The 20,604-nt window shown below is 64.1% G+C and carries 20 protein-coding genes; 12 read left to right on the top strand and 8 right to left on the bottom strand.

Going from position 1 to position 20,604, the window contains the following annotated elements:
• Nucleotides 1-6: 6 nt before the first annotated feature.
• From gndA to NP945_RS01405, 7 genes are all read right to left on the bottom strand, one after another.
• Nucleotides 7-1,434 (bottom strand): NADP-dependent phosphogluconate dehydrogenase, encoded by a 1,428-nt coding sequence (gene gndA, locus NP945_RS01435; RefSeq protein WP_256745385.1) that lies wholly within the window; start codon nucleotides 1,432-1,434, stop codon nucleotides 7-9.
• Between the two features lie 231 nt (nucleotides 1,435-1,665).
• A complete protein-coding gene (locus NP945_RS01430) occupies nucleotides 1,666-2,811 on the bottom strand; it encodes a serine protease (RefSeq protein ID WP_256745384.1) in 1,146 nt (381 codons plus the stop codon).
• 182 nt (nucleotides 2,812-2,993) lie between these two features.
• The gene (locus tag NP945_RS01425) at nucleotides 2,994-4,631 is read right to left on the bottom strand and encodes a copper resistance CopC/CopD family protein (RefSeq protein ID WP_256745383.1); all 1,638 of its coding nucleotides are present in this window, start codon (nucleotides 4,629-4,631) and stop codon (nucleotides 2,994-2,996) included.
• Between the two features lie 53 nt (nucleotides 4,632-4,684).
• Nucleotides 4,685-5,203 (bottom strand): YcnI family protein, encoded by a 519-nt coding sequence (locus NP945_RS01420; RefSeq protein ID WP_127328226.1) that lies wholly within the window; start codon nucleotides 5,201-5,203, stop codon nucleotides 4,685-4,687.
• Between the two features lie 41 nt (nucleotides 5,204-5,244).
• Nucleotides 5,245-5,784, bottom strand: coding sequence for a copper chaperone PCu(A)C (locus NP945_RS01415; protein ID WP_127270813.1), 540 nt, complete (start codon nucleotides 5,782-5,784; stop codon nucleotides 5,245-5,247).
• A 97-nt stretch (nucleotides 5,785-5,881) separates the two neighbouring features.
• Nucleotides 5,882-6,238, bottom strand: coding sequence for a DUF2946 family protein (locus tag NP945_RS01410; protein ID WP_128307411.1), 357 nt, complete (start codon nucleotides 6,236-6,238; stop codon nucleotides 5,882-5,884).
• Nucleotides 6,239-6,435: 197 nt separating this feature from the next.
• Nucleotides 6,436-7,338 carry a GntR family transcriptional regulator gene (locus tag NP945_RS01405; protein ID WP_127259754.1) on the bottom strand — a complete coding sequence of 301 codons (903 nt, stop codon included), beginning with the start codon at nucleotides 7,336-7,338 and terminating at the stop codon, nucleotides 6,436-6,438.
• Between the two features lie 226 nt (nucleotides 7,339-7,564).
• Here NP945_RS01405 and NP945_RS01400 point away from each other — a divergent pair, with 226 nt between their 5' ends.
• The 6 genes from NP945_RS01400 (at nucleotide 7,565) to NP945_RS01375 (ending at nucleotide 15,179) form a co-directional block, all read left to right on the top strand.
• Nucleotides 7,565-9,070: a UxaA family hydrolase gene (locus NP945_RS01400; RefSeq protein ID WP_256745382.1), complete on the top strand. Its 1,506-nt coding sequence runs from the start codon at nucleotides 7,565-7,567 to the stop codon at nucleotides 9,068-9,070.
• A 60-nt stretch (nucleotides 9,071-9,130) separates the two neighbouring features.
• Nucleotides 9,131-10,129 (top strand): aldo/keto reductase, encoded by a 999-nt coding sequence (locus tag NP945_RS01395; protein WP_256745381.1) that lies wholly within the window; start codon nucleotides 9,131-9,133, stop codon nucleotides 10,127-10,129.
• 300 nt (nucleotides 10,130-10,429) lie between these two features.
• Nucleotides 10,430-11,422: an ABC transporter substrate-binding protein gene (locus NP945_RS01390; RefSeq protein WP_127272465.1), complete on the top strand. Its 993-nt coding sequence runs from the start codon at nucleotides 10,430-10,432 to the stop codon at nucleotides 11,420-11,422.
• A 155-nt stretch (nucleotides 11,423-11,577) separates the two neighbouring features.
• On the top strand, nucleotides 11,578-13,131 hold the full coding sequence (locus NP945_RS01385; protein ID WP_256745380.1) for a sugar ABC transporter ATP-binding protein: 1,554 nt from the start codon (nucleotides 11,578-11,580) through the stop codon (nucleotides 13,129-13,131).
• Nucleotides 13,128-14,093, top strand: coding sequence for an ABC transporter permease (locus NP945_RS01380; RefSeq protein ID WP_023812479.1), 966 nt, complete (start codon nucleotides 13,128-13,130; stop codon nucleotides 14,091-14,093). Before NP945_RS01385 ends, NP945_RS01380 begins: the two co-directional genes overlap by 4 nt.
• A gap of 66 nt (nucleotides 14,094-14,159) precedes the next feature.
• Nucleotides 14,160-15,179: a zinc-binding alcohol dehydrogenase family protein gene (locus NP945_RS01375; RefSeq protein ID WP_256745379.1), complete on the top strand. Its 1,020-nt coding sequence runs from the start codon at nucleotides 14,160-14,162 to the stop codon at nucleotides 15,177-15,179.
• A 242-nt stretch (nucleotides 15,180-15,421) separates the two neighbouring features.
• Here NP945_RS01375 and phnF read toward each other — a convergent pair whose 3' ends face one another.
• Nucleotides 15,422-16,171: a phosphonate metabolism transcriptional regulator PhnF gene (gene phnF / locus NP945_RS01370; protein WP_256745565.1), complete on the bottom strand. Its 750-nt coding sequence runs from the start codon at nucleotides 16,169-16,171 to the stop codon at nucleotides 15,422-15,424.
• 134 nt (nucleotides 16,172-16,305) lie between these two features.
• Between phnF and phnG the strand changes: the two genes are divergently transcribed.
• The 6 genes from phnG to phnK are packed head-to-tail and all read left to right on the top strand — an operon-like array spanning nucleotide 16,306 to nucleotide 20,577.
• Nucleotides 16,306-16,767: a phosphonate C-P lyase system protein PhnG gene (gene phnG, locus NP945_RS01365; RefSeq protein WP_256745378.1), complete on the top strand. Its 462-nt coding sequence runs from the start codon at nucleotides 16,306-16,308 to the stop codon at nucleotides 16,765-16,767.
• Nucleotides 16,767-17,378: a phosphonate C-P lyase system protein PhnH gene (phnH, locus tag NP945_RS01360; RefSeq protein WP_127267992.1), complete on the top strand. Its 612-nt coding sequence runs from the start codon at nucleotides 16,767-16,769 to the stop codon at nucleotides 17,376-17,378. The genes phnG and phnH overlap by 1 nt, the downstream gene beginning before the upstream one ends.
• 1 nt (nucleotide 17,379) lies before the next feature.
• Nucleotides 17,380-18,492, top strand: coding sequence for a carbon-phosphorus lyase complex subunit PhnI (locus NP945_RS01355; protein ID WP_128307404.1), 1,113 nt, complete (start codon nucleotides 17,380-17,382; stop codon nucleotides 18,490-18,492).
• Nucleotides 18,489-18,908 carry a FosX/FosE/FosI family fosfomycin resistance hydrolase gene (gene fosX, locus NP945_RS01350; protein ID WP_127267990.1) on the top strand — a complete coding sequence of 140 codons (420 nt, stop codon included), beginning with the start codon at nucleotides 18,489-18,491 and terminating at the stop codon, nucleotides 18,906-18,908. Before NP945_RS01355 ends, fosX begins: the two co-directional genes overlap by 4 nt.
• Nucleotides 18,905-19,804, top strand: coding sequence for an alpha-D-ribose 1-methylphosphonate 5-phosphate C-P-lyase PhnJ (locus NP945_RS01345; protein ID WP_127267989.1), 900 nt, complete (start codon nucleotides 18,905-18,907; stop codon nucleotides 19,802-19,804). Before fosX ends, NP945_RS01345 begins: the two co-directional genes overlap by 4 nt.
• Entirely contained in the window at nucleotides 19,801-20,577 is a 777-nt protein-coding gene (gene phnK / locus NP945_RS01340; protein WP_256745377.1) for a phosphonate C-P lyase system protein PhnK, read from the top strand. Before NP945_RS01345 ends, phnK begins: the two co-directional genes overlap by 4 nt.
• The last annotated feature ends 27 nt before the right edge of the window (nucleotides 20,578-20,604 follow it).

Below are 20,604 nucleotides of genomic sequence, written 5' to 3'. Positions count from 1 at the left end.
CTTGGGCTAGCCAGCCGCACCGCTTCCCCACGGCCCATGGAACGCGCCCTTGTCGTCGATGCGCTCGAAGCCGTGCGCGCCGAAGAAGTCGCGCTGCGCCTGGATCAGGTTCGAGGTGCCGCGGCCCTGGCGGTAGCTGTCGAAATAGGCAAGTGCGGAAGACAGCGCCGGCACCGGCGAACCGGCCTCCGAAGCCCTCGCCACGATGCGGCGCAGCGACGGATGCGCCTCCTGCATCAGCGCGATGAAGGCCGGGGCCATCAGGAGGTTGGTCGAGGCGCCGCCCTTGCTGAAGGCTTCCGCCATGGTGTCGAGCATCTGCGAGCGGATGATGCAGCCGGCGCGCCAGATCCTGGCGATGGTCGGCATCGGCAGGTTCCAGTTGAATTCCTTGGAAGCGCCGCTCATCACCGCGAATCCTTGGGCGTAGGCGGCGATCTTGCCGGCGAACAGCGCCAGTTCCAGATCTTTCAGCAAGGCATCCTTGTCACCGGAAATCTTCGTCACGCCGGCGCTGCCATAGGCCTTTTCCGCCGCCAGCCGCTCGTCCTTGATCGACGAAAGCACGCGCGCCGCCACCGCCGCCTCGATCGCCGTCGCCGGAATGCCGAGTTGCTGCGCCTCGATGACCGACCATTTGCCGGTGCCCTTCTGGCCGGCGCGGTCGAGGATGATGTCGACCACCGGCTTGCCGGTCTTCGGATCGTCTGATGCCAGCACCTTGGCGGTGATCTCGATCAGGTAGGAATTGAGCCGGCCCTTGTTCCAGTTGGAAAACACCGTGCCGATGTCCTTCGGCCCCATGCCCAGGCCGTCGCGCAAGATGCCGTAAATTTCGGCGATCATCTGCATGTCGGCATATTCGATGCCGTTGTGGATGGTCTTGACGAAATGCCCGGCGCCGTCGGTGCCGAGCCATGCCGCGCAGGGTTCGTCCTTGAACTTGGCGGAGATCGCCGTCAGCACCTTCTCGACGCGCTTCCACGAGTCCTCCGTACCGCCGACCATGATCGACGGCCCGTGGCGCGCGCCCTCCTCGCCGCCGGACACGCCCATGCCGATGAAGGTGAGATCCGAGCCGGAAAGCTCGGAGAAGCGCCGCATCGTGTCGCGGAAATTGGCATTGCCGGCGTCGATGACGATGTCGTTGGCCGACAGAACGCCGCGCAGAGCCGCGATCTGTTCGTCGACCGGCTTGCCGGCCAGCACCATGATGATGATCGGGCGCGGCGGCCGGATCGCGGCGGCAAGCTCTTCCAGGCTGTAGCAGGGCACGACCATGTCCCTGAGCGCGCCGGCATTCTCGATGAAAGCGTCGGTGCGCGCCCTGGTGCGGTTGAAGACAGCGAGGCGGTGCCCGTGCTCGGCGATGTTGAGCGCCAGGTTGGAGCCCATCGTGCCAAGGCCGATCAGGCCGATTTCGGCATTTTCCATCGTTTCTTCCCTGCTTTCGGATCTTGTTGGTTCGAGCCCGCGATTTGCGGGGGTGCCCATTCATCACGGGATGCCATTCTTCACGGGATGATTGACGGGCCTTTCGGGCCGCGTCAACCGCCTCGCCGAATTGTGTTGCGCGGATCGAACGTGAAGACCAGAGCCCGAGAAGATTGGCAATTGGCGCAGCCGCCGGGAAATTCAGGTGCCGGCGTCGAGGGAAAAGCGGGTTCAGAAATTGTAGTTGGCATAGCCATGGTAGACCAAATCCACCATTGCGTCCCCTCCGGCAAAGAGCAGATTCACATTCCAAGGCGGGTTCCAAGGCGGGAAGGGAACCACGAACTCGGTTTCCTGGCCATGGCAAACTCCCACGACGCGCCAGTCGTCGCGGATGAAGCCGAACAGAGGTCCTCCCGACCACCCGTGGCCGGCGAAGTTTGTCGTTTCAAGCTCGCGCGCATGCTTGTCTCCGTCGACATCTCTGATGAAGGCAGCCGGCTCGACAGCCGGGTATCCGGCGGCGAAATCAGGATAGCCAGCGCTCATGTAAAGATGGTCGAAATACTCATCGTGGTCGTCGAAGGCCTGCGTACCCAGCCAGCCGCAGACGTTGCCAATCGGATCAATCGTCCTGCAGATTGCATAGTCGCTGGCATCCGCTTTGAACGCCATATCCCAGAAGCCGTCATGCCTGACGCCATACCAGTCGCTGACCCATGTGGAGCCGAAGCGAGGGGAGTGACCCGGGTACATAGCCGGCGTGAATTCGATTTGACAGTTGCCGCTGTAGTCCCACGGCATGACATGGCTGGCTGTCATCAACAGGTTCGGCCCAACCATGAAGGCGGTGCCTCCTGGAAGCTCCTTGCCTTCGGAGAAGGTGCGGATGTGGCCTATCGCCGACCAGGGAAACGCCACCAGATCCATGCCGATAGCCGTAAGCCCCGACCGCTTGACGGCAATATCGCCGTCCGGTCCAGCAAAGAACGGTCGCAACCGTGGGACCGTTCGCACGGCGAGATGGCGAGGAACATAGGCCTTGAGCAGATCCTCGTTTCGCCTGCCCGTGCGCGTCGGCTTGCCCTCAGGCCGCGCGACGGCCTTCGCAACAGGCAGGTTGAGCCTCGATTCCAATCGCGGCACATAGCCCTTCGGCGCAGAGACCCGCTCAGCCACCTTGCGGGCGTCCGGAAATCGGCCCAGGCTGAGATGATTGATGATGTCGACAGGCATCGGCTCCGTCGGATCACGATCAAGTTTTTCGATGAGAGCGCCAAGGTCGTTGTGCGCAGCCAGCGCCTTGAGGTTTGGTGGTCGCCTGTTGCGCCCGGCATTCTCGTTCCCCGCAGTGGAGAGGCGTTGATCCTTCTTCATGCGATTTGTCCTAGCTTGCCCTTGCCAATGCGCCTCGATAGGGCGAGACGACCGCGATTGGCATCGAAACCGAAGTGATGGCCGCCAAGGTCGAACGAAAGCGACCATTTTGACAGTCGTCATTTGCCGACTGGGTCGCTCCTTTTTGCGGGTGCTATTTCGTGAGGACCATAAGGCCGACGCTACGGCCTGATATCGACGGGCGCCTCGATCTTCACCATCTCGAAGTCCGAGACCAGGATGTCGATGCGCACCGTCCACCGGCCCGGCACCGGGATGACGAGGTTGTCGACGCGCCAGCTGCCGTCGCCGGGCTTGCTCGCAGCGCGCTTCAGCGGCTCGATGCCGGAATCGGGTTTTGACAGCACAAGCGTCACCTCCTTGGCGTCGAGCGGGCCGAAATCGCCGCTCATGATGACCATCGAGGCAACGACCGGGCCGGCATGGCCGGGAGTGATGCTGAGATCGGCCATCGCTTGCAGCGCGTGGATATGAACCGACACCGGTTGCGCTGCCGCAATCGCCAGGGCTCGGGGCGGCGGTGTGAAGCGCCAGCCCGCGGCAACGCCGAAAATCGCCAACACGATCAACATCTCGACGCCGATCGAGCGGACCAGCCTGCGTTGAACTTCCGTCGATCCCGCCTCGGCCGATGCGGTGAGTTTCCAGCGATTGACGGCAGCAAGCGTGAACAGAAAGACCAGCAGCCCCAGCTTGATAAGCAGCAGCCTTCCATAGGCGGTCTCGACCAAAGCCGCGGGTGTCTGCACCTGGATGACGGCAAGCACGATGCCGGCAGCGGCAAGCACGGCCACCACGGGCAGGATCGCCCAAGAAAACCGCCGCAGGAATGGCGTGGCCCCCGCCGATTGCCCCTTCAGCGCCAGCCCGAGTGGGATCAATGCGCCGGCCCACAACGCGATGCAGACGGCATGCAGGAACACCATCGGCCGCGTCAGCCATTGCGGCTCGGCGGCACTGGCATGGCCGCTGGCGGCAAGGGCAACCCCCACCCCGGCCAGGCCGGCCAGCGCCAATGGTTTGGCGGTGGCGCGGGGACCGGCCAGCGACAGCAGGCCAAGGCCCAGCGCGATCAGCGCGACCAGCACTGTCCAGCCGAAACTGGTGCCGAGCCCGGTCCGCCAGACGACCGATTGTGCCAGATGGGAGAGCGGCGCCCCCAATGCGTCCAGACCTTGCAAGCCGAGCGACAGGCACGACGCGACCAGCCCGCTCAGGATTGCAGCTGCAACGAAGCGCTGCCCGGCACGGCCACTTCCGGCCAACCAGGCAAGCGCGAAGGCGCCGCCAACGCCGAGGAAAAGGCCGACGTAGAGAAAGATTTTGCCCGTCCAGATAGCCGACCGCAACGGCCAGTCGACGGCTTCGGATACGGTGGGCGGCTCGCTGGGCGCGCCGATGGAAAACAGCAGCGATCCGCCGACGGGATGACCGTCTGCGGAGATGACGCGCCAGCTCAAGACATGCGTGCCGGACTTGAGTGGCTGCGGATTGTCGATCTCGACGGTCTGGTCGCTGAGCCGGAATGACGTTAGCGGAACCGGCTTGCCGTCGGGCTTCACCAGCGTCAGCACCAGAGGCGAGACCGGCTCGCTGAAGGTCAGCGAGAACTGCGCCGGCCCCTGTGCCAGCACCGCGCCGTCGGCCGGGTCGGTCTTGACCAGCGCGGCATGGGCAAAGGCCTGATCCGACACGGCAAGGCTGGCAAGAAACACGATCACGGCCAACAGGCCGGCGGCAAGCCGGCCGGCGCGTTGGCCGGTCATGGAAGCCGTTTGCAGGAAGGAGGTCGTGCTCATGTCACCGCCACGAAAAGGAGCGGCGCGCTCGAAAGGGCGCGCCGCTTGGGAGATCATTTCTTCGGCAGCAGCTTGATGCCGGGTGCCGGGCTTTCCAGCGCGTCTTCATCCTGCCCTGCCGCTGGGATCTCGATCCAGCGATCGGCGGCGCCGTCGCATTCCTGCACCACCGGGAAGTAGAGTTTTTGGCCCGCCGGGAGATCCGCCGTCAACGTCGCGCGGAAGACGAACTCGTCGTAGAATTCATCGGGCAGGCTGCCGGCGCTCCAGTCGACCTCCTTGACCCCGTCGGTCACCGCCTGACCGTAGAGTTGGTAGGATTTGTCGTACTTGCCCTTCTTGGTCTGTAGCGTCCAGCCAGGCTTCGGCATCGGCTTCACCGCGATCACCCCTTCCGGAATCTGCACGCGCACGGCGGTCGTCGCCTTGCCTTCGCAGCCATGCGGCACGCGCAGAACGGCCTTGTAGGTCGAGCCGACCGCCGCCTCCTGGGTTTCGAACGTGATATGCGCGAAGGCGGCGCTGGTTCCGAGCGCGAGAAGTGCGCCGGCCGACAAAACATATTTGTTCATGATGGTCCCTCGGATTTTCAAAATTTGTCGAACTGGCGCGGTTAATTGGCGTGATCGTCCATGGCGCCACCGCCCATGCCTTCGACAGCGAAATCGACGCTGACGGCGCCGGCCTTTTCGAAGGTCAGGACGGCGGAGAACTTTTCGCCCTGTTTGGGTTGCCGCTTCAGGCCGATGAACATCAAATGATAGCCGCCAGGCGCAAGCGCGACCTTGCCGCCGGCCGGAATTTCCAGGCCGCCGGCAACCGGCCGCATGGTCATGACGCCGTCCTTGACGCCCATCTCATGCAGCTCGGCCTTTTCAGAAACATCGGACGAAATCGACACCAGCCGGTCCGGTGCACTGCCATTGTTGGTGACGGTGAAATAACCCCCGGCCACTTTGGCACCGGCAGGTGTGGCGCGCGACCAGGGGTGGCCGATCTCGAGATCGCCAAGTTTGAACTCATGCGCGAGGACGGACTGGGCGCCTGTGAACAGCAGCGCAAGAGCCAGCACGGCAATGCCGACACGCTCTTCGATGCCGCGTAGAATGCCGCCTGGCGCAGGACGCGCGGCGTCAGGGAAAAAATAGGACATGGTTGCTCCATGAAGTGATGGTCGCGCCGTTGCCGGTCGCGAGCAGTTTGATCTTTGGATGGGTACGCCCACGAAAAGTTCCGCCGGGCAAACAGGCTCAGGCCGTCAGCGGCGGCGCGCGCGGGTTCGACGGCGAGCGCTCACGCGCAAAGTCGAGATGGATGGCCGCCGGAAAAACAAAGGCGACCGTTTTGAAGGAAAGGCTGCCCAGCGCCAGGCCAGCACCGGGCGGCGGCGCAAAGGCCGCCGAAACCATGCTGCAGCCGAGCACGCAGCATGCCGGAAGATGGGACGGCTGCTGGTTGCCGCCGGGAAGCTGGGCTGCGCCCTCATGGGTGCAGATGACGTTGCCGAACGCATCGAGCTGCGATGCATTGGAACCGGTGCCGAAGGCGAATGCTCCGAGCGTCGACTGGAGCAACAGCAGATAGGCCGCGACCAGCGCGACCGGCATGCTCCACCGTCTCCTCGATACGCTCAAAGCCCTGCCTCTTCGCAGCAATGCGACATTCCTAGCACGGGGCCGGCGGGTGGAAAATCGCCAAATCGCCGCGGCGCCAACGCGGCAGGGTCAATGCATGTCGCCCAAAAGTGTATAGCGGTTTTGGGACGACGACATGCATGAAACAAGACTCCGAGCCGCGATGCGGCTCAGTGTTTTTGCAGCGACCGGCTCTCCGGGATCGAGGTCAGCAATGTCTGGCGTGCCGACTTCAGGTGCTTGCGGCAAGCGGCGTCGACCTTGCCGAGGTCGCGCGATTTCAGCGCCTCTATGTAGACCAGATGCTCACCGATGGCGACTTCGTTGCGCTCGCGTTCCTGCGCCTTGTTCCACTGGTAATGATAGTGGAAGATCATGGCGATGACATCGTAGAAATCGACGATGAAGCGGTTGCGCGACGCCCGGTGGATGAGCCGGTGGAAGCGCTCGTCGAGTTCGGAGAACTCGGTGAAGCGGGCAGCGATGTCGTTTGCCAACTGGCGATGCTCGTCTTCCAGGCGGTCGAGATCGGTCCAGACCGCGCTGTCCTGCGGTAAAGCGGCAAAGGCAGCCGCCGAGCGCAATTCGAACATTTCGCGGATTTCGGTCAGCTCCAGCGCGAAGGCGCGGGTAAAGCCCTTCAGCACCCAATGGCTGTTGCGGCGCTTCTCGATCAGGCCGAAGCGGGAGAAGCGGATCAGGAACTCGCGCACGCTGGTGGTGCCGACGCCGATCTCACGCGCCAGTTCGAGTTCGTTGATCTGCATGCCGGCTTCGGCGCCGCCGGCGAGCAGCCGACGCATGAACGACCGTTCGATGATCTCGGCCAGCGTGTCGGTCTCCTCCTCGGGGAAGAAATCATCCGGACGCGGTTCGCGCAGCACCGTCTTGGCGCGCTTGTTCCAGGCGATCAGCCCAGTCTCTTCCATGCGCGCGAGAATGGTGCGCACCGTGGTACGGCTGACGCCAAGCAAGGTACCCAGTTCCGGCTCAGAAGGCAGGCTGCGCGTTTCGTCGAGCAGCCGCAGGCAGCGGTTGTAGGCATCCTTGTAGACGTTGTTGCTCTTCGACATCCCTGACCCGTTGCACGCCGTCGCTTGCGGCGGCCGGTTTGAAGCGCAATATGACGTTCCCATGGCCCTGAGAAGCGAAATTGCTTCCCGGAACAACCCAGACATGCGGAACTCCCCACGAAAAAACAATTGACGCAAAACTGTTTTTTCACGATAAAAGACATTATCTCTAAACAGACGCGTGTCAATCCGTCCGCGCAACCCAGGATCACCCAGGAAACCGCCCGTGAACGCCTCCAACTGCATTCTCCTGTCCCCTGCCGACAATGTCGCCGTCGCCAACGGCCGCATCGAGATTGGCACCGCGCTGCCGGGCGGTGCCGTCGCCAGTGCGCTGATCGAGCCCGGCCACAAGATGGCGATCAAGCCGATCGCCGCCGGCGAGGCCGTGGTGAAATACGCCCAAGCGATCGGTCGAGCGACACAGGATATTGCAGCGGGCGAGCACGTGCATTCGCACAATCTGGTTTTCGAATCCGGCCGCTTGCCGGTCGTGCCCCCGAGCGAGGCCGAGCACGCGACGGAGGCCGACCGCGCCCGCACCTTCATGGGCTATCGCCGCGCCGATGGCCGCGCCGGCACGCGCAACTTCATCGGCATCGTCGCCAGCGTCAATTGCTCGGCCACCGTCTGCCATTCCATCGCCGACACCGCCAACCGCACGCTTTTGCCTAACTATCCCGGCATCGACGGTTTCGTGCCGATCGTGCACGGCCAGGGCTGCGGTATGAGCGGCACCGGCGACGGCATGATGGTGCTGCACCGTACACTCGCCGGCTACGCCCGCCACCCGAATTTCGGCGGCGTGCTGATGGTCGGCCTCGGCTGCGAAGTCAACCAGCTCACCCTATACGGCCAGAAGGGCGTCGCTGCGGGCAAACGCCACTTCAACATCCAGGACGCCGGCGGATCGCGCAAATCGGTCGAAAAAGCGATGGGCGTGCTGGCCGAGATCGCCGAGGAAGTCGGCCAGCTGAAGCGTGAGCCGATCCCGGTCAGCGAGATCGTCGTCGGCCTGCAATGCGGCGGCTCGGACGGCATGTCGGGCATCACGGCCAATCCGGCGCTGGGCGCGGCTGTCGATATCCTGGCTGGCGTCGGCGGCATCGGCATCCTCTCCGAGACCACGGAGATCTACGGCGCCGAGCATCTGCTTGCCTACCGCGCGGCAACGCCGGAGATCGCGCAGAAGCTCGACGGTTTCGTGAAATGGTGGGAGGACCACGTCGCCAAGCATGGCGCCTCGATCGACAACAACCCCTCGCCCGGCAACAAGCGCGGCGGTCTCACCACCATCCTGGAGAAGTCGCTCGGCGCGGTCGCCAAGGGCGGTCAGACGCCCCTCAACGGCGTCTTCGGCTACGCCGAAAAAGTCACTGGCAGCGGCCTCGTGTTCATGGACACGCCCGGCTACGACCCGGTTTCGGCGACCGGCCAGGTGGCGGGCGGCGCCAACGTCATCGTCTTCACCACCGGCCGCGGCTCATGCTTCGGCTGCCGCCCGACGCCGTCGATCAAGGTCGCCACCAACTCCACCATGTACCACCAGATGGAAGAGGACATGGACGTCAATTGCGGCGTCATCGCCTCGGGTGAAAAGACCATCGCCGGCATGGGTCGCGAGATCTTCGAACTGATCGTCGAGACGGCTTCCGGCCGCAAGACCAAGAGCGAGGACTTCGGCTACGGCGACAACGAGTTCGTGCCCTGGCATCTGGGCGCAACACTTTAGATTTTACTGATATAAAGTAGACTGCGCGCCGGTCAGCGGCGGGCAACGGGGAGGTTGTGCATGGAAAGACGCCGCATCGGCCAGACAGCGCTGGAAGTCACCGAGGTCAGCTTCGGCGGCGCCGCACTTGGCGGCCTTTACCGCGCCTGTTCGCGCGAAGCGGCGATGGAGACGCTGCAGGGCGCCTGGGATGCCGGCCTGCGCTATTTCGACACCGCACCCTTCTACGGTTTCGGCCTGTCGGAGCGCCGCTTCGGCGACTTCCTGCGCTACAAGCCGCGCGATTCCTATGTGCTGTCGACCAAGGTCGGCCGGCTGTTCCGCCCGGTGCCGGACGATCAGGTTCCCGATCACTCCTATGTCGATCCGCTGCCCTTCGCGCTCGACTACGACTATTCCTATGACGGCATCATGCGGTCGGTCGAGTTCAGCTATGCGCGGCTTGGCCTAAACAGGATAGACATCCTGTTTGTCCACGACATCGGCGCCTACACCCATGGTGTCGAGAAGACCAAGCTGCACTTTCGCGACCTGATGGACGGCGGCCTCAAGGCACTTGAAGAGCTGAAACGGTCCGGCGTCATTTCCGCCTATGGGCTTGGCGTCAACGAAGTGCAGATCTGTCTGGACGTGATGCGCGAGGCGCCGCTCGACTGCATCCTGCTCGCCAGCCGCTATTCCTTGCTCGACCGCAGCGCCGAAGCGGAGTTGCTGCCCCTATGCCGGGCGCGGCAGACCTCCTTGGTCATTGGCGGCGTGTTCAACTCCGGTATCCTGGCGACCGGGCCGGTGCAAGGCGCACATTTCGACTACCGCCCTGCCAGCCATGACATGCTCGACCGCGTCGGCGCAATGGAAAGGATCGCCGCCGAGGGTGGCTATCCGCTCGCCGCCGCAGCGTTCCAATTCCCCTTGCATGAACCTGCCGTCGCCACCGTGCTGACCGGCACCGCCAAGCTGGCGAACCTGACGCGCAACCTCCAACTGCTCGACATCGACGTGCCGGAGACGGAATACGCCAGATATCGTCCCCACACGCTGGTGCAGGAGATGGTGTGAAACTCCATATTCTTGCGGTCACACGAAGGAATGGACATTCTATATTGACGAAATGATGGAATTAATATTCCATACGTTCCCGGAACGGAACGGAAGTGTGACGGCGCCAATGGGGAGCAGCGCGGTGGATTTGCCTCTGCCAGGCCTCGCAAGGACTGATCAAACAGCGCTTGCATCGATCTGTTCGATGCATTATCAAAACATGGCAATTGTTTTTTATTGATAAAGTTCTGTTTTGGACCACGCCTATCCGGACGGAGCTTCCGTATCGTTCACCGGGCGACTTAGGGAGGAAACCTCATGAAATTCGTGACCAGCATTCTCAACCGCCGCGCCGTCATGGCGCTGGCAGCAGCTTCGATGCTCGCCGGCGTCATGCATTCGGCGCCGGTTTCGGCGGCGGACGTCACCATTCCGATCATCGTCAAGGACACCACGTCGTTCTACTGGCAGATCGTTCTGGCCGGCGCCCGCAAGGCCGGCAAGGATCTCGGCGTCAACGTGCCGGAACTCGGTGCCCAGGCTGAAACCGACGTCAACGGCCAGGTCTCGATCCTCGAGAACGCCGTTGCCAGCAACCCGGCGGCGATCGTCATTGCGCCGACCGAGTTCAAGGCGCTTGGCAAGCCGATCGATGAAGCCGCTGCCAAGGTCAAGGTCATCGGCATCGACTCCGGCGCCGACTCCAAGGCCTTCACCTCGTTCCTGACCACCGACAACGTCCAGGGCGGCCGCGTCGCTGCCGACGGCCTCGCAGCCGCCATCGGCGCCGCCAACGGCGGCAAGATCGAGGGCGACGTCGCCCTGATCACCAACGCGCCGGGCGCCGGCTCGCTCGAACAGCGCAAGCAGGGCTTCACCGAACAGCTGGCCGCCAAATATCCGGGCCTCAAGCTGGTCGCCGATAAATATGCCGACGGCCAGGCCACCACCGGCCTCAACATCGCCACCGACCTGATCACCGCCAACCCGAACCTCAAGGGCATCTTCGCTTCCAACCTGATCATGGCGCAGGGCGTCGGTCAGGCTGTCGCGGAAAACAGCCTTGGCGGCAAGCTGGCGCTGGTCGGTTTCGACAGCGACGAGAAGCTGATCAAGTTCCTCAACGACGGCGTCATTTCCGCCCTCGTCGTCCAGGATCCGTACCGGATGGGCTATGACGGCATCAAGACCGCACTCGCCGCTTCCAAGGGCGAGAAGGTCGAAGCCAATGTCGACACCGGCGCCAATCTGGTGACCAAGGACAACATGAAAGACCCCAAGATCGACGCGCTGCTCAATCCGAAGCTCTGAGCCGTCGCATCCGCAATGGTCTCCGGGGCACCTCGCCCCGGAGACAAGCTGCCGCACAAACGGCTTGGCAATCCATAAGCGTAGGCTAGGCTGTTTTCGAGACATATCCTTGTCTCGCCGCGTGCCAATCGTGAGGCCAATCTGGGAGGATTGTCATGACATCGACGGCGCAGGAACTGCATCCGGCCCCTGTGCTGGAACCGGGGCGGACCATCCTCGAATTGCGCGGGCTGGAGAAGCGCTATCCCGGCACCCACGCGCTGAAGCCGGTCGACCTCGCCTTCAAGTCCGGTGAGATCCACGCCATCGTCGGCGAGAACGGCGCCGGCAAATCCACGCTCATCAAGCTTCTGACCGGCGTCATGCCGCGCACCTCCGGAGAGATCGCCTGGGAGGGCCAGCCGGCCGCCCTGGCGACGCCGCACGAGGCGATGGCGCTCGGCATCAATGCCGTGCACCAGGAAGTCGTGCTGTGCCGTCACCTGACGGTCGCCGCCAACATGTTCCTCGGCGAGGAGAATTCACGCTTCGGCATCCTGCAGCAGCGCGCCATGGTCAGGCAGGCGCAGACGATCATCGACGACCTCGGCTTCGACCTGCCGGCGCATGTCACGCTCGGCGACCTGACCATCGGCCAGCAGCAGTTGATAGCCGCCGCCCGCGCCACCGTGCGCGGCACCAAATTCCTGATCTTCGACGAGCCGACCGCCTACCTCACCCGCAAAGAGGCCGACCAGCTCTTCACCTTGATCCGCCGGCTGAAGGGCGAAGGCGTGACGATCATCTACATCAGCCACCGCATGGAGGAAGTGTTCGAGCTCGCCGACCGTGTTTCCGTGCTGCGCGACGGCACGCTGGTCGGCACCCGCAACATCGCCGAGACCAACGATGCCGAACTGGTCAAGATGATGATCAACCGCTCGATCGAGCAGGTCTACCACAAGGAGCATTTCACGCCGGGCGCCGCCCTCATCGAGGCGAGGAACCTGTCCGGCAAGGGCTTCGAAGATGTCTCGATGACGGTCCGCGCCGGCGAGATCGTCGGACTCTATGGCCTGATCGGCGCCGGACGCAGCGAGTTCGTCACCACGCTTTACGGCCGCCACCGCAAATCCGCCGGCCAGATCCTCTGGGAAGGCAAGGAGGTGCAGGTCAATTCCGAGCATGACGCGATCAAGCTCGGCATGGCGCTGGCGCCGGAAAGCCGTCGCGACCAGGGCCTCTGCCTCAACCTGCCGGTCGGCTTCAACCTGAACCTGCCGATCTACAAGCGTATCTCGAACAATCTGCTGATTTCGAGCACGCAGGAGAAGACGCAAGCCGATCGCCAGATCGCCGATCTGCGCATCAAGACACCGACGCGCGGCGCGCTGGCATCCAGCCTGTCGGGCGGCAACCAGCAGAAGATCGTCATCGGCAAATGGCTGGCGCACGGCGCCAAGCTGTTCATCTTCGACGAACCGACGGTCGGCGTCGATGTCGGCACCAAGGCCGAGATCTACCGCCTGTTCAGCGCACTTTTGTCAAAGGGAGCCGGCATCATCCTGATCTCGTCCTATCTGCCGGAAGTCTATGAACTCGCCGACACGCTGCATGTGTTCCGGCGCGGCAAACTGGTGGCGACGCACGGTTTTCACGCCGCCAGCCACGAGGATATTCTCACTCAGGCGCTCGCCGAGAAACAAGAAAAGCTGGGAGGACAAATATGAGCACCGAGGCGATCGCCGTCGAAAAACCGAAGCGCAACTACAACGTCCTGTTTGGGCTGACGCTTTTGGCGCTGCTGGTTCTGCTCTGGATCCTTCTCTCCGTGGCGACGACGAGCTTCGCCTCCGCCAACAACATGGCCAATCTTTTGCGCCAGGGCTCGATGATCGCCATCATGGCGGTCGGCCAGACCTTCGTCATCATCACCGGCGGCATCGACCTGTCGGTCGGCGCCGTGGTCGGTTTCGCCACGGTGGTCGTGGCCATGATGATCAATGCCGGCTTCCCCATCTGGCTCGCCATTCTGGTGACGCTGCTGGTCGGCGTCGCCATCGGCATGTTCCACGGCTTCGGCATCGTCAAGATGGGCCTGCCGCCCTTCATCATCACGCTGGCAACGCTGACCTCGCTGCGCGGCATCGGCCTTTTGATGACCAACGGCAATTCGATCAACATCAACAGCGACACCTTCACCGCCTTCTCGCGCAATTCCTTCATCGGCATCCCCAACCTGTTCTGGATGGTGATCCTGGTCGGCATTCCGGCCTATATCTTCCTCCACCACAGCCGCTGGGGCCGATACCTGTTTTCGGTCGGCTCCAACGCCGAGGCTTCGCGTCTGTCCGGCGTCAATGTCCAGCGCACCATCTACATGGCCTACACGCTGTCGGGCCTGTGCGCCGCCTTTGTCGGCGTGCTGCTGGCCGCCCGCATCGGCATCGGCAACCCGACGCAGGCCGAGGGCTGGGAACTGCAGGCGATCGCGTCTTCGGTCATAGGCGGCACCTCGCTGTTCGGCGCCGTCGGCTCGGTGCATGGGCCGCTGCTCGGCGCCTTCATCCTGGCCACCATCAACAACGGCGCCAACCTGCTCAACGTCAACTCGTTCTGGCAGCGCATCATCACCGGCGCGCTGATCATCATCATCGTCTACTTCGACGGCCTGCGCCGCCGCGGCAAGTAACGATCCCGCAATCAACCGCCGGCCCGCCACACCAACGGGCCGGCGATTTCATGACTGGATTAGCGCATGAAAGCCGTCCTCTGCCGTTCGCCCGGCGATCTTGTCCTTGAAGACCGGCCCGCACCAGAGGCACCGCCTCCCGGCTGGGCGCTGGTGGCGGTCAGCCATGTCGGCATCTGCGGCACCGACTACCACATTTTCGAGGGCAAGCACCCGTTCCTCGCCTATCCCCGCATCATGGGCCATGAGGTGTCGGGAACGATCGTCGAGACCGGCGACGGCGTCGATCTTGCCGTTGGTGAGCCCGTGGTGATCAACCCCTATCTTTCCTGCGGCAAGTGCATCGCCTGCCGGCACGACAAGCCGAATTGCTGCGTCAGGATCGAGGTGCTGGGCGTGCATCGCGACGGCGCCATGTGCGAACGCATCCTGGTGCCGGCGCAAAATCTCTATCCGGCCAACGGCCTTTCGCTAGCCGACGCCGCTGCCGTCGAGTTCCTGGCCATCGGCGCGCATGCCGTGCGGCGCGCCCGCGCCGAGCCCGGCGCCCGCACGCTGGTCATCGGCGCCGGCCCGATCGGGCTCGGCACCGCCATCTTCGCCCGCATCGCCGAACTCGACGTGACGCTGCTCGACATGAGCAGTGAAAGGCTCGCCTTCGCTGCAAATGAGCTTGGTTTCCAGATCCTCGACGGGTCGCGCGGCGGGGTGCCCGATCTGGTCAGGGAAGCGACATCAGGCGAAGGCTTCGATGTGGTCTTCGACGCCACCGGCAACACCCAGTCGGTGCAGTCGGCCTTTGCCCATGTCGCGCATGGCGGAACGCTGGTGCTGGTCTCCGTCGTCAAGGACGACATCAGCTTTTCCGATCCGGAATTCCACAAGCGCGAGATGACGCTGATCGGCAGCCGCAACGCGCTGCGCGCCGACTTCGATCACGTCGCCGCCTCGATCCGCAACGGCGCCGTTCCCCTGGCCAAGCTCGTCACACATCGCACCACACTCGCCGGCACGCCGCGCGATCTGGCTCGCTGGGCGCACGAGAAATCCGGCCTGATCAAGGCTGTGATCGAGGTGGGGGCATAACATGGCAGACGGCGGACCCGCCCGAATTGACGACGCCCGCGCAGGTCGACCCCCACTCCGTCTCGGCTTCGCCGAGCCACCTCTCCCCCGATCGACGGGGTAGAGGAAGGGTGCGAGCCAGGCGCCCTTCCTCTCCCTCCGGAGGGGGGAGAGGTGGCTCGGCGAAGCCGAGACGGAGTGGGGGAAGGCGGTCCTCAAACGCCAAGTCGCTGAAAAATAAGCGCGACCGAGCTGTCCACTCCCTACAGCGCCGACAGCTTCAGCTCCACCCGTTCGGCCGGGAAGCGCGACTCGGAAAACTGGATCGGCTGGCCGTCCGGCGTGACGTTGACGGCGACCGTGACCAGTACGATGGCGCCCGGCTGCAGATCGAGGTCGGCAAGGTCCGCCGCATCGGCATGGCGCGCCGACAGCACGGTCGATTGCCTGAGATAGTCGTCTATGCCGAAACGCGCCAGCGAGGCGGTGATCGACCCTGTTTGCGCCATCGCGGCATCGATGCCGGCAAAGCGCCGGGCTTCGAACCAGCCGGCAGCGCGCGACACAGGCCGTCCATCGGCTTCGCCGCGCGTTTCCAGCCGGATCACATCGGCTCCCCTGGCAAGGCCGAGGCCCTCGGCGACGCGCTGGCTGGCCGGCTCGACCGTCGAAGCGAGCAGCACGATGTGCCGTTCCGTCGTCTGCCCTTGCAGCCCTGTCGAAAAGCGCGTGCGCGCCCCGATCGGATAGGACAGCCGCTTGCGCGACAGCACGAAGGTGCCGCGCCCCTGCTCGGCCCGCAGCACGCCTTCCCTTACAAGGGCTGATATGGCGCTGCGCACCGTGTGGCGGTTGACGCCATAGCGCTCTGCCAGCGCCACTTCCGGCGGCAGCGCGGTATTCTCGACGAAATCGCCGATGGCGATCGCATGCAGGATCTTGTCGGCAATCTGCCGCCACAGCGAAACGCCACTGCGCCGCTCGATGCTGTCCGCTGCCAGCCCCCCGACCATCATTGCCCCCAACCTTCCAGCGCCCAGTCTTCTGTCGCTGTCATCCACCCGTCATGGACACGCGTTAGATAATAGGTATAATTTGTATAGTTGTCTATATCAATAGACAAATTTAGCCACGAGGACGATAGCTTATGCGAGGACAGGAAGCCCGCGACCAGGCCGAGCGCAAGGCCGCCATGGCAACCCTTGCGCAATCCAGCGGCGATGACATCGTACGGCTCTGGAATGAGGCCAGACTGCCTTCGGACGCCGAGCTGCTGCGCGGCCCCGAAACCGGACTGGTCACCCTGCGCGGCCGCATCGGCGGCGGCGGCGCGCCCTTCAATATCGGTGAGGCGACCGTCACCCGCGCCACCGTCCGGCTGCCCTCCGGTCAGGTCGGCCATTGCTATGCGCTTGGCCGCGACAAGCAGAAAGCGAGGCTGGCGGCCATCGCTGACGCGCTGTGGCAGGACCCTGCCCGCCGCAATGAGGTCGAGACCGGGCTGATAGCGCCCCTGCGGTCGGCTCTGACCGCAGCGCATGAAAAACGCCGCGCCGAGACGGCGGCAACGAAGGTGGATTTCTTCACCATGGTTCGCGGAGAAGACTGATGGACATTGCAGCGCAATCGATCGAGGGCGGTTTCGCCGATCCGGTCTTCGACGCCCAGACCGTGTTCCGCGCCGTCATGGACGCAATGGCTCGGCCGGGCAGCGTGCAGCCGCTGCCGGCCTTCGCCCGCCCGCCGGCGCCGCTCTCGGCGACCGCCGGCGCCATCGCACTGGCGCTGTGCGATAACGACACCCCGCTCTGGCTCGACCAGGCCCTGCAAGCTTCCGCCGCGATCAGATCCTGGCTTGGGTTCCACACTGGCGCGCCCGTGGCCAACACACCGGCCGATGCGCATTTCGCCTTCATCGCGGCCCCGGCCGAGATGATGTCGCTTGATGGTTTTTCGCAGGGCACGCAGGACTATCCCGACCGTTCGACCACGTTGATCCTGCAAGTCGGCGATCTCGTCTCCGGCACGCCGCTGTTGCTCGAAGGTCCCGGCATCGAAACCAGCGCCACGATTGCGCCGGCACAGATGCCGCGCCATTTCGTCGAGCAGTGGAAACAGAACATCAAGCGCTTTCCGCGTGGCGTCGACATCATCCTCGTCACATCAGGCGGCATTGCCTGCCTGCCGCGCACGACGCGCATCAAGACGATGGAGGCGTAAGATGTATGTCGCGGTAAAAGGTGGCGAAGCCGCAATCGCCAACGCCCACAGCCTGCTTGCCGACCGCCGGCGCGGCGACCGTTCGGTGCCGGCGCTTCGCCTCGACCAGATCGTCGAGCAGCTGGCGCTCGGCGTCGACCGGGTGATGAGCGAAGGCTCGCTCTACGATCGGGAGCTGGCCGCCCTAGCCATCGTCCAGGCGCGCGGCGACATGATCGAGGCGATCTTCCTGGTGCGCGCCTATCGCACCACGCTGCCACGCTTCGGCTACTCCAAGCCCATCGACACCGCCACCATGCTGGTCGAGCGACGTGTGTCGGCGACCTACAAGGATCTGCCCGGCGGCCAATTGCTCGGGCCCACCTTCGACTACACGCACAGACTGCTCGATCCCGAGCTTGCCGCCGGGGCCGAGGTCGCCGAGCCCTTGCTGCGCGAGACGGAAGCGCAAGCCATGCCGCGCGTTTCGGCCATCCTCGCCCGCGAAGGCTTGATCGAACCGGATGGCGACATGCCGCAGGACCATGTCCCCGGCGACATCACCCGCGAGCCGCTGGAATTCCCAATGGCGCGCGACATCCGGCTGCAGGCGCTGTCGCGCGGCGATGAGGGGTTTTTGCTGGCGCTCGGCTATTCCACCCAGCGCGGCTATGCCCGCAACCATCCCTTTGTCGGCGAGATCCGCATCGGCGAGGTCGAGCTCGAGCTCGACGTTCCCGAACTGCCCTTCGCTGTCCCGCTCGGCACTGTCCGTGTCACCGAATGCCAGATGGTCAACCAGTTCAAAGGCTCAGCCAAGGCGCCGCCGCAGTTCACCCGCGGCTATGGCCTCGTCTTCGGCCAGAGCGAGCGCAAGGCGATGGCGATGGCGCTCTGCGACCGGGCGCTGCGCGCGAAGGAGCTCGGCGAGGATGTCGTCGCCGCGGCCCAGGACGAGGAGTTCGTCATCTCACACTCCGACAATGTCCAGGCGACCGGCTTCGTCGAGCATCTGAAGCTGCCGCACTATGTCGATTTCCAGGCCGAACTCGACCTCGTGCGCCGCATGCGCGCCGAACACGACGCCCACCAAAACCCCGTGAAGGTCGAAGAGAAGCGGGAGGCCGCGGAATGATCGAAGGGCTTTCCCACATGACCTTCATCGTCCGCGATCTCGAGCGGATGACCAAGATCCTCGAGGGCGTATTCGACGCACGCGAAATCTATGCCAGCGATGCCGAGCAGTTCTCGGTGTCGCGCGAAAAATTCTTCCTGATCGGCGACATCTGGGTCGCCATCATGGAGGGCGAGCCCTTGCCGGAGCGCAGCTACAACCACATCGCCTTCAAGATCGATGACGCCGATTTCGACCACTATGCCGAGTGCATCGGCAAGCTCGGCCTCGACATGCGCCCGCCGCGCCCGCGCGTCGAGGGCGAGGGCCGCTCGATCTATTTCTACGACGACGACAACCACATGTTCGAACTGCACACCGGCACGCTCAATGAGCGGCTGGCGCGCTACGCCAAGGGATTTGAGGTCGCATCATGACCGACATCGCCACCTACAACTTCGCCTATCTCGACGAACAGACCAAAAGGATGATCCGCCGCGCGATCCTCAAGGGCATCGCCATCCCGGGATATCAGGTGCCGTTCGCCTCGCGCGAAATGCCGATGCCCTATGGCTGGGGCACTGGCGGCGTCCAGGTCACCGCTTCGATCATCGGCCCAGACGATGTGCTCAAGGTGATCGACCAGGGCGCCGACGACACCACCAACGCGGTCTCGATCCGCGCCTTCTTCAAGAAGGTCGCCAACGTCGCGGTGACGACTGACACCGCCAGCGCCACCATCATCCAGACCCGTCACCGCATTCCCGAGCATCCGCTGACGGCGGGCCAGGTGCTGGTCTACCAGGTGCCGATTCCGGAACCCTTGCGCTTCCTCGAGCCACGCGAGACCGAAACGCGGAAAATGCATGCGCTGGAAGAATACGGCCTCATGCATGTGAAACTTTACGAGGACATCGCCAAGCACGGCCGCATCGCCACCACCTATGCCTATCCGGTCAAGGTCGAGGGCCGCTATGTGATGGACCCGTCGCCGACGCCGAAATTCGACAATCCCAAGATGCACCGCTCGCCGGCGCTGCAGCTGTTCGGCGCCGGGCGCGAAAAGCGCATCTATGCGGTGCCGCCCTTCACCGAAGTGGTCAGCCTCGACTTCGAGGATCATCCGTTCGAGGTGCAGACCTTCGACCAGCCCTGCGCGCTGTGCGCGGCCGAGAATGTCTATCTCGACGAGGTCATCCTCGACGACCATGGAGGCCACATGTTCGTCTGCTCCGACACGGATCATTGCGAGAAGCGGCGGGCGGACGGCCATCACGGCCACCTTGCTTCAGAGAACCATCTTGCCTCGGAAAAAATGGAGCCGGCGCAATGACCGACGAACCGCTGCTGCGCGTCTCGGCGCTCTCCAAATTCTACGGCTCGCGCGTCGGCTCCGACAACGTCTCCTTCGACCTGTGGCCGGGCGAAGTCCTGGCTGTGGTCGGCGAGTCCGGCTCCGGCAAGACGACATTGCTCAACTGCCTGTCGACGCGGCTGCTGCCCTCCTCCGGCAGCGCCAGCTACCGCATGCGCGACGGCCAGTTCCGCGAGCTCTACCGCATGAGTGAGGCCGAGCGCCGCTTCCTGATGCGCACCGACTGGGGGTTTGTCCACCAGAACCCGGCCGACGGCCTGCGCATGACGGTGTCGGCCGGCGCCAATGTCGGCGAGCGGCTGATGGCGGTCGGCGACCGCCACTACGGCAAGATCCGCGCCACCGCGGTCGACTGGCTATCGCGCGTCGAGATCGACGAGGACCGCATCGACGACGAGCCCCGCGCCTTTTCCGGCGGCATGCGCCAGCGCCTGCAGATTGCCCGCAACCTCGTCACCGGCCCGCGTCTGGTGTTCATGGACGAGCCAACCGGCGGCCTCGACGTCTCGGTCCAGGCGCGCCTGCTCGACCTGCTGCGCGGTCTGGTCACCGATCTTGGTCTGGCGGCCATCGTCGTCACCCATGACCTTGCCGTGGCGCGGCTTTTGTCGCAGCGCATGATGGTGATGAAGGACGGCCGCGTCGTCGAAAGCGGTCTCACCGACCGCGTGCTCGACGACCCGCGCGCGCCTTACACGCAATTGCTTGTTTCCTCGATTCTGCAGGTTTGACGATGACGCAAACGACTGACGATTGGA

The organism is Mesorhizobium sp. LMG17149, from assembly GCF_024518695.1.
Taxonomy (GTDB): Bacteria; Pseudomonadota; Alphaproteobacteria; order Rhizobiales; family Rhizobiaceae; genus Mesorhizobium.
Note: the sequence above shows the minus strand (reverse complement) of the source record. Positions and strands in the feature narration are given on the sequence as shown.

Coding starts and splice junctions, on each gene's coding strand:
- gndA (WP_256745385.1), bottom strand. CDS start 1,434: ATGGAAAATGCCGAAATCGGCCTGATCGGCCTTGGCACGATGGGCTCC.
- NP945_RS01430 (WP_256745384.1), bottom strand. CDS start 2,811: ATGAAGAAGGATCAACGCCTCTCCACTGCGGGGAACGAGAATGCCGGG.
- NP945_RS01425 (WP_256745383.1), bottom strand. CDS start 4,631: ATGAGCACGACCTCCTTCCTGCAAACGGCTTCCATGACCGGCCAACGC.
- NP945_RS01420 (WP_127328226.1), bottom strand. CDS start 5,203: ATGAACAAATATGTTTTGTCGGCCGGCGCACTTCTCGCGCTCGGAACC.
- NP945_RS01415 (WP_127270813.1), bottom strand. CDS start 5,784: ATGTCCTATTTTTTCCCTGACGCCGCGCGTCCTGCGCCAGGCGGCATT.
- NP945_RS01410 (WP_128307411.1), bottom strand. CDS start 6,238: ATGCCGGTCGCGCTGGTCGCGGCCTATCTGCTGTTGCTCCAGTCGACG.
- NP945_RS01405 (WP_127259754.1), bottom strand. CDS start 7,338: ATGTCGAAGAGCAACAACGTCTACAAGGATGCCTACAACCGCTGCCTG.
- NP945_RS01395 (WP_256745381.1), top strand. CDS start 9,131: ATGGAAAGACGCCGCATCGGCCAGACAGCGCTGGAAGTCACCGAGGTC.
- NP945_RS01390 (WP_127272465.1), top strand. CDS start 10,430: ATGAAATTCGTGACCAGCATTCTCAACCGCCGCGCCGTCATGGCGCTG.
- NP945_RS01385 (WP_256745380.1), top strand. CDS start 11,578: ATGACATCGACGGCGCAGGAACTGCATCCGGCCCCTGTGCTGGAACCG.
- NP945_RS01380 (WP_023812479.1), top strand. CDS start 13,128: ATGAGCACCGAGGCGATCGCCGTCGAAAAACCGAAGCGCAACTACAAC.
- NP945_RS01375 (WP_256745379.1), top strand. CDS start 14,160: ATGAAAGCCGTCCTCTGCCGTTCGCCCGGCGATCTTGTCCTTGAAGAC.
- phnF (WP_256745565.1), bottom strand. CDS start 16,171: ATGGTCGGGGGGCTGGCAGCGGACAGCATCGAGCGGCGCAGTGGCGTT.
- phnG (WP_256745378.1), top strand. CDS start 16,306: ATGCGAGGACAGGAAGCCCGCGACCAGGCCGAGCGCAAGGCCGCCATG.
- phnH (WP_127267992.1), top strand. CDS start 16,767: ATGGACATTGCAGCGCAATCGATCGAGGGCGGTTTCGCCGATCCGGTC.
- NP945_RS01355 (WP_128307404.1), top strand. CDS start 17,380: ATGTATGTCGCGGTAAAAGGTGGCGAAGCCGCAATCGCCAACGCCCAC.
- fosX (WP_127267990.1), top strand. CDS start 18,489: ATGATCGAAGGGCTTTCCCACATGACCTTCATCGTCCGCGATCTCGAG.
- NP945_RS01345 (WP_127267989.1), top strand. CDS start 18,905: ATGACCGACATCGCCACCTACAACTTCGCCTATCTCGACGAACAGACC.
- phnK (WP_256745377.1), top strand. CDS start 19,801: ATGACCGACGAACCGCTGCTGCGCGTCTCGGCGCTCTCCAAATTCTAC.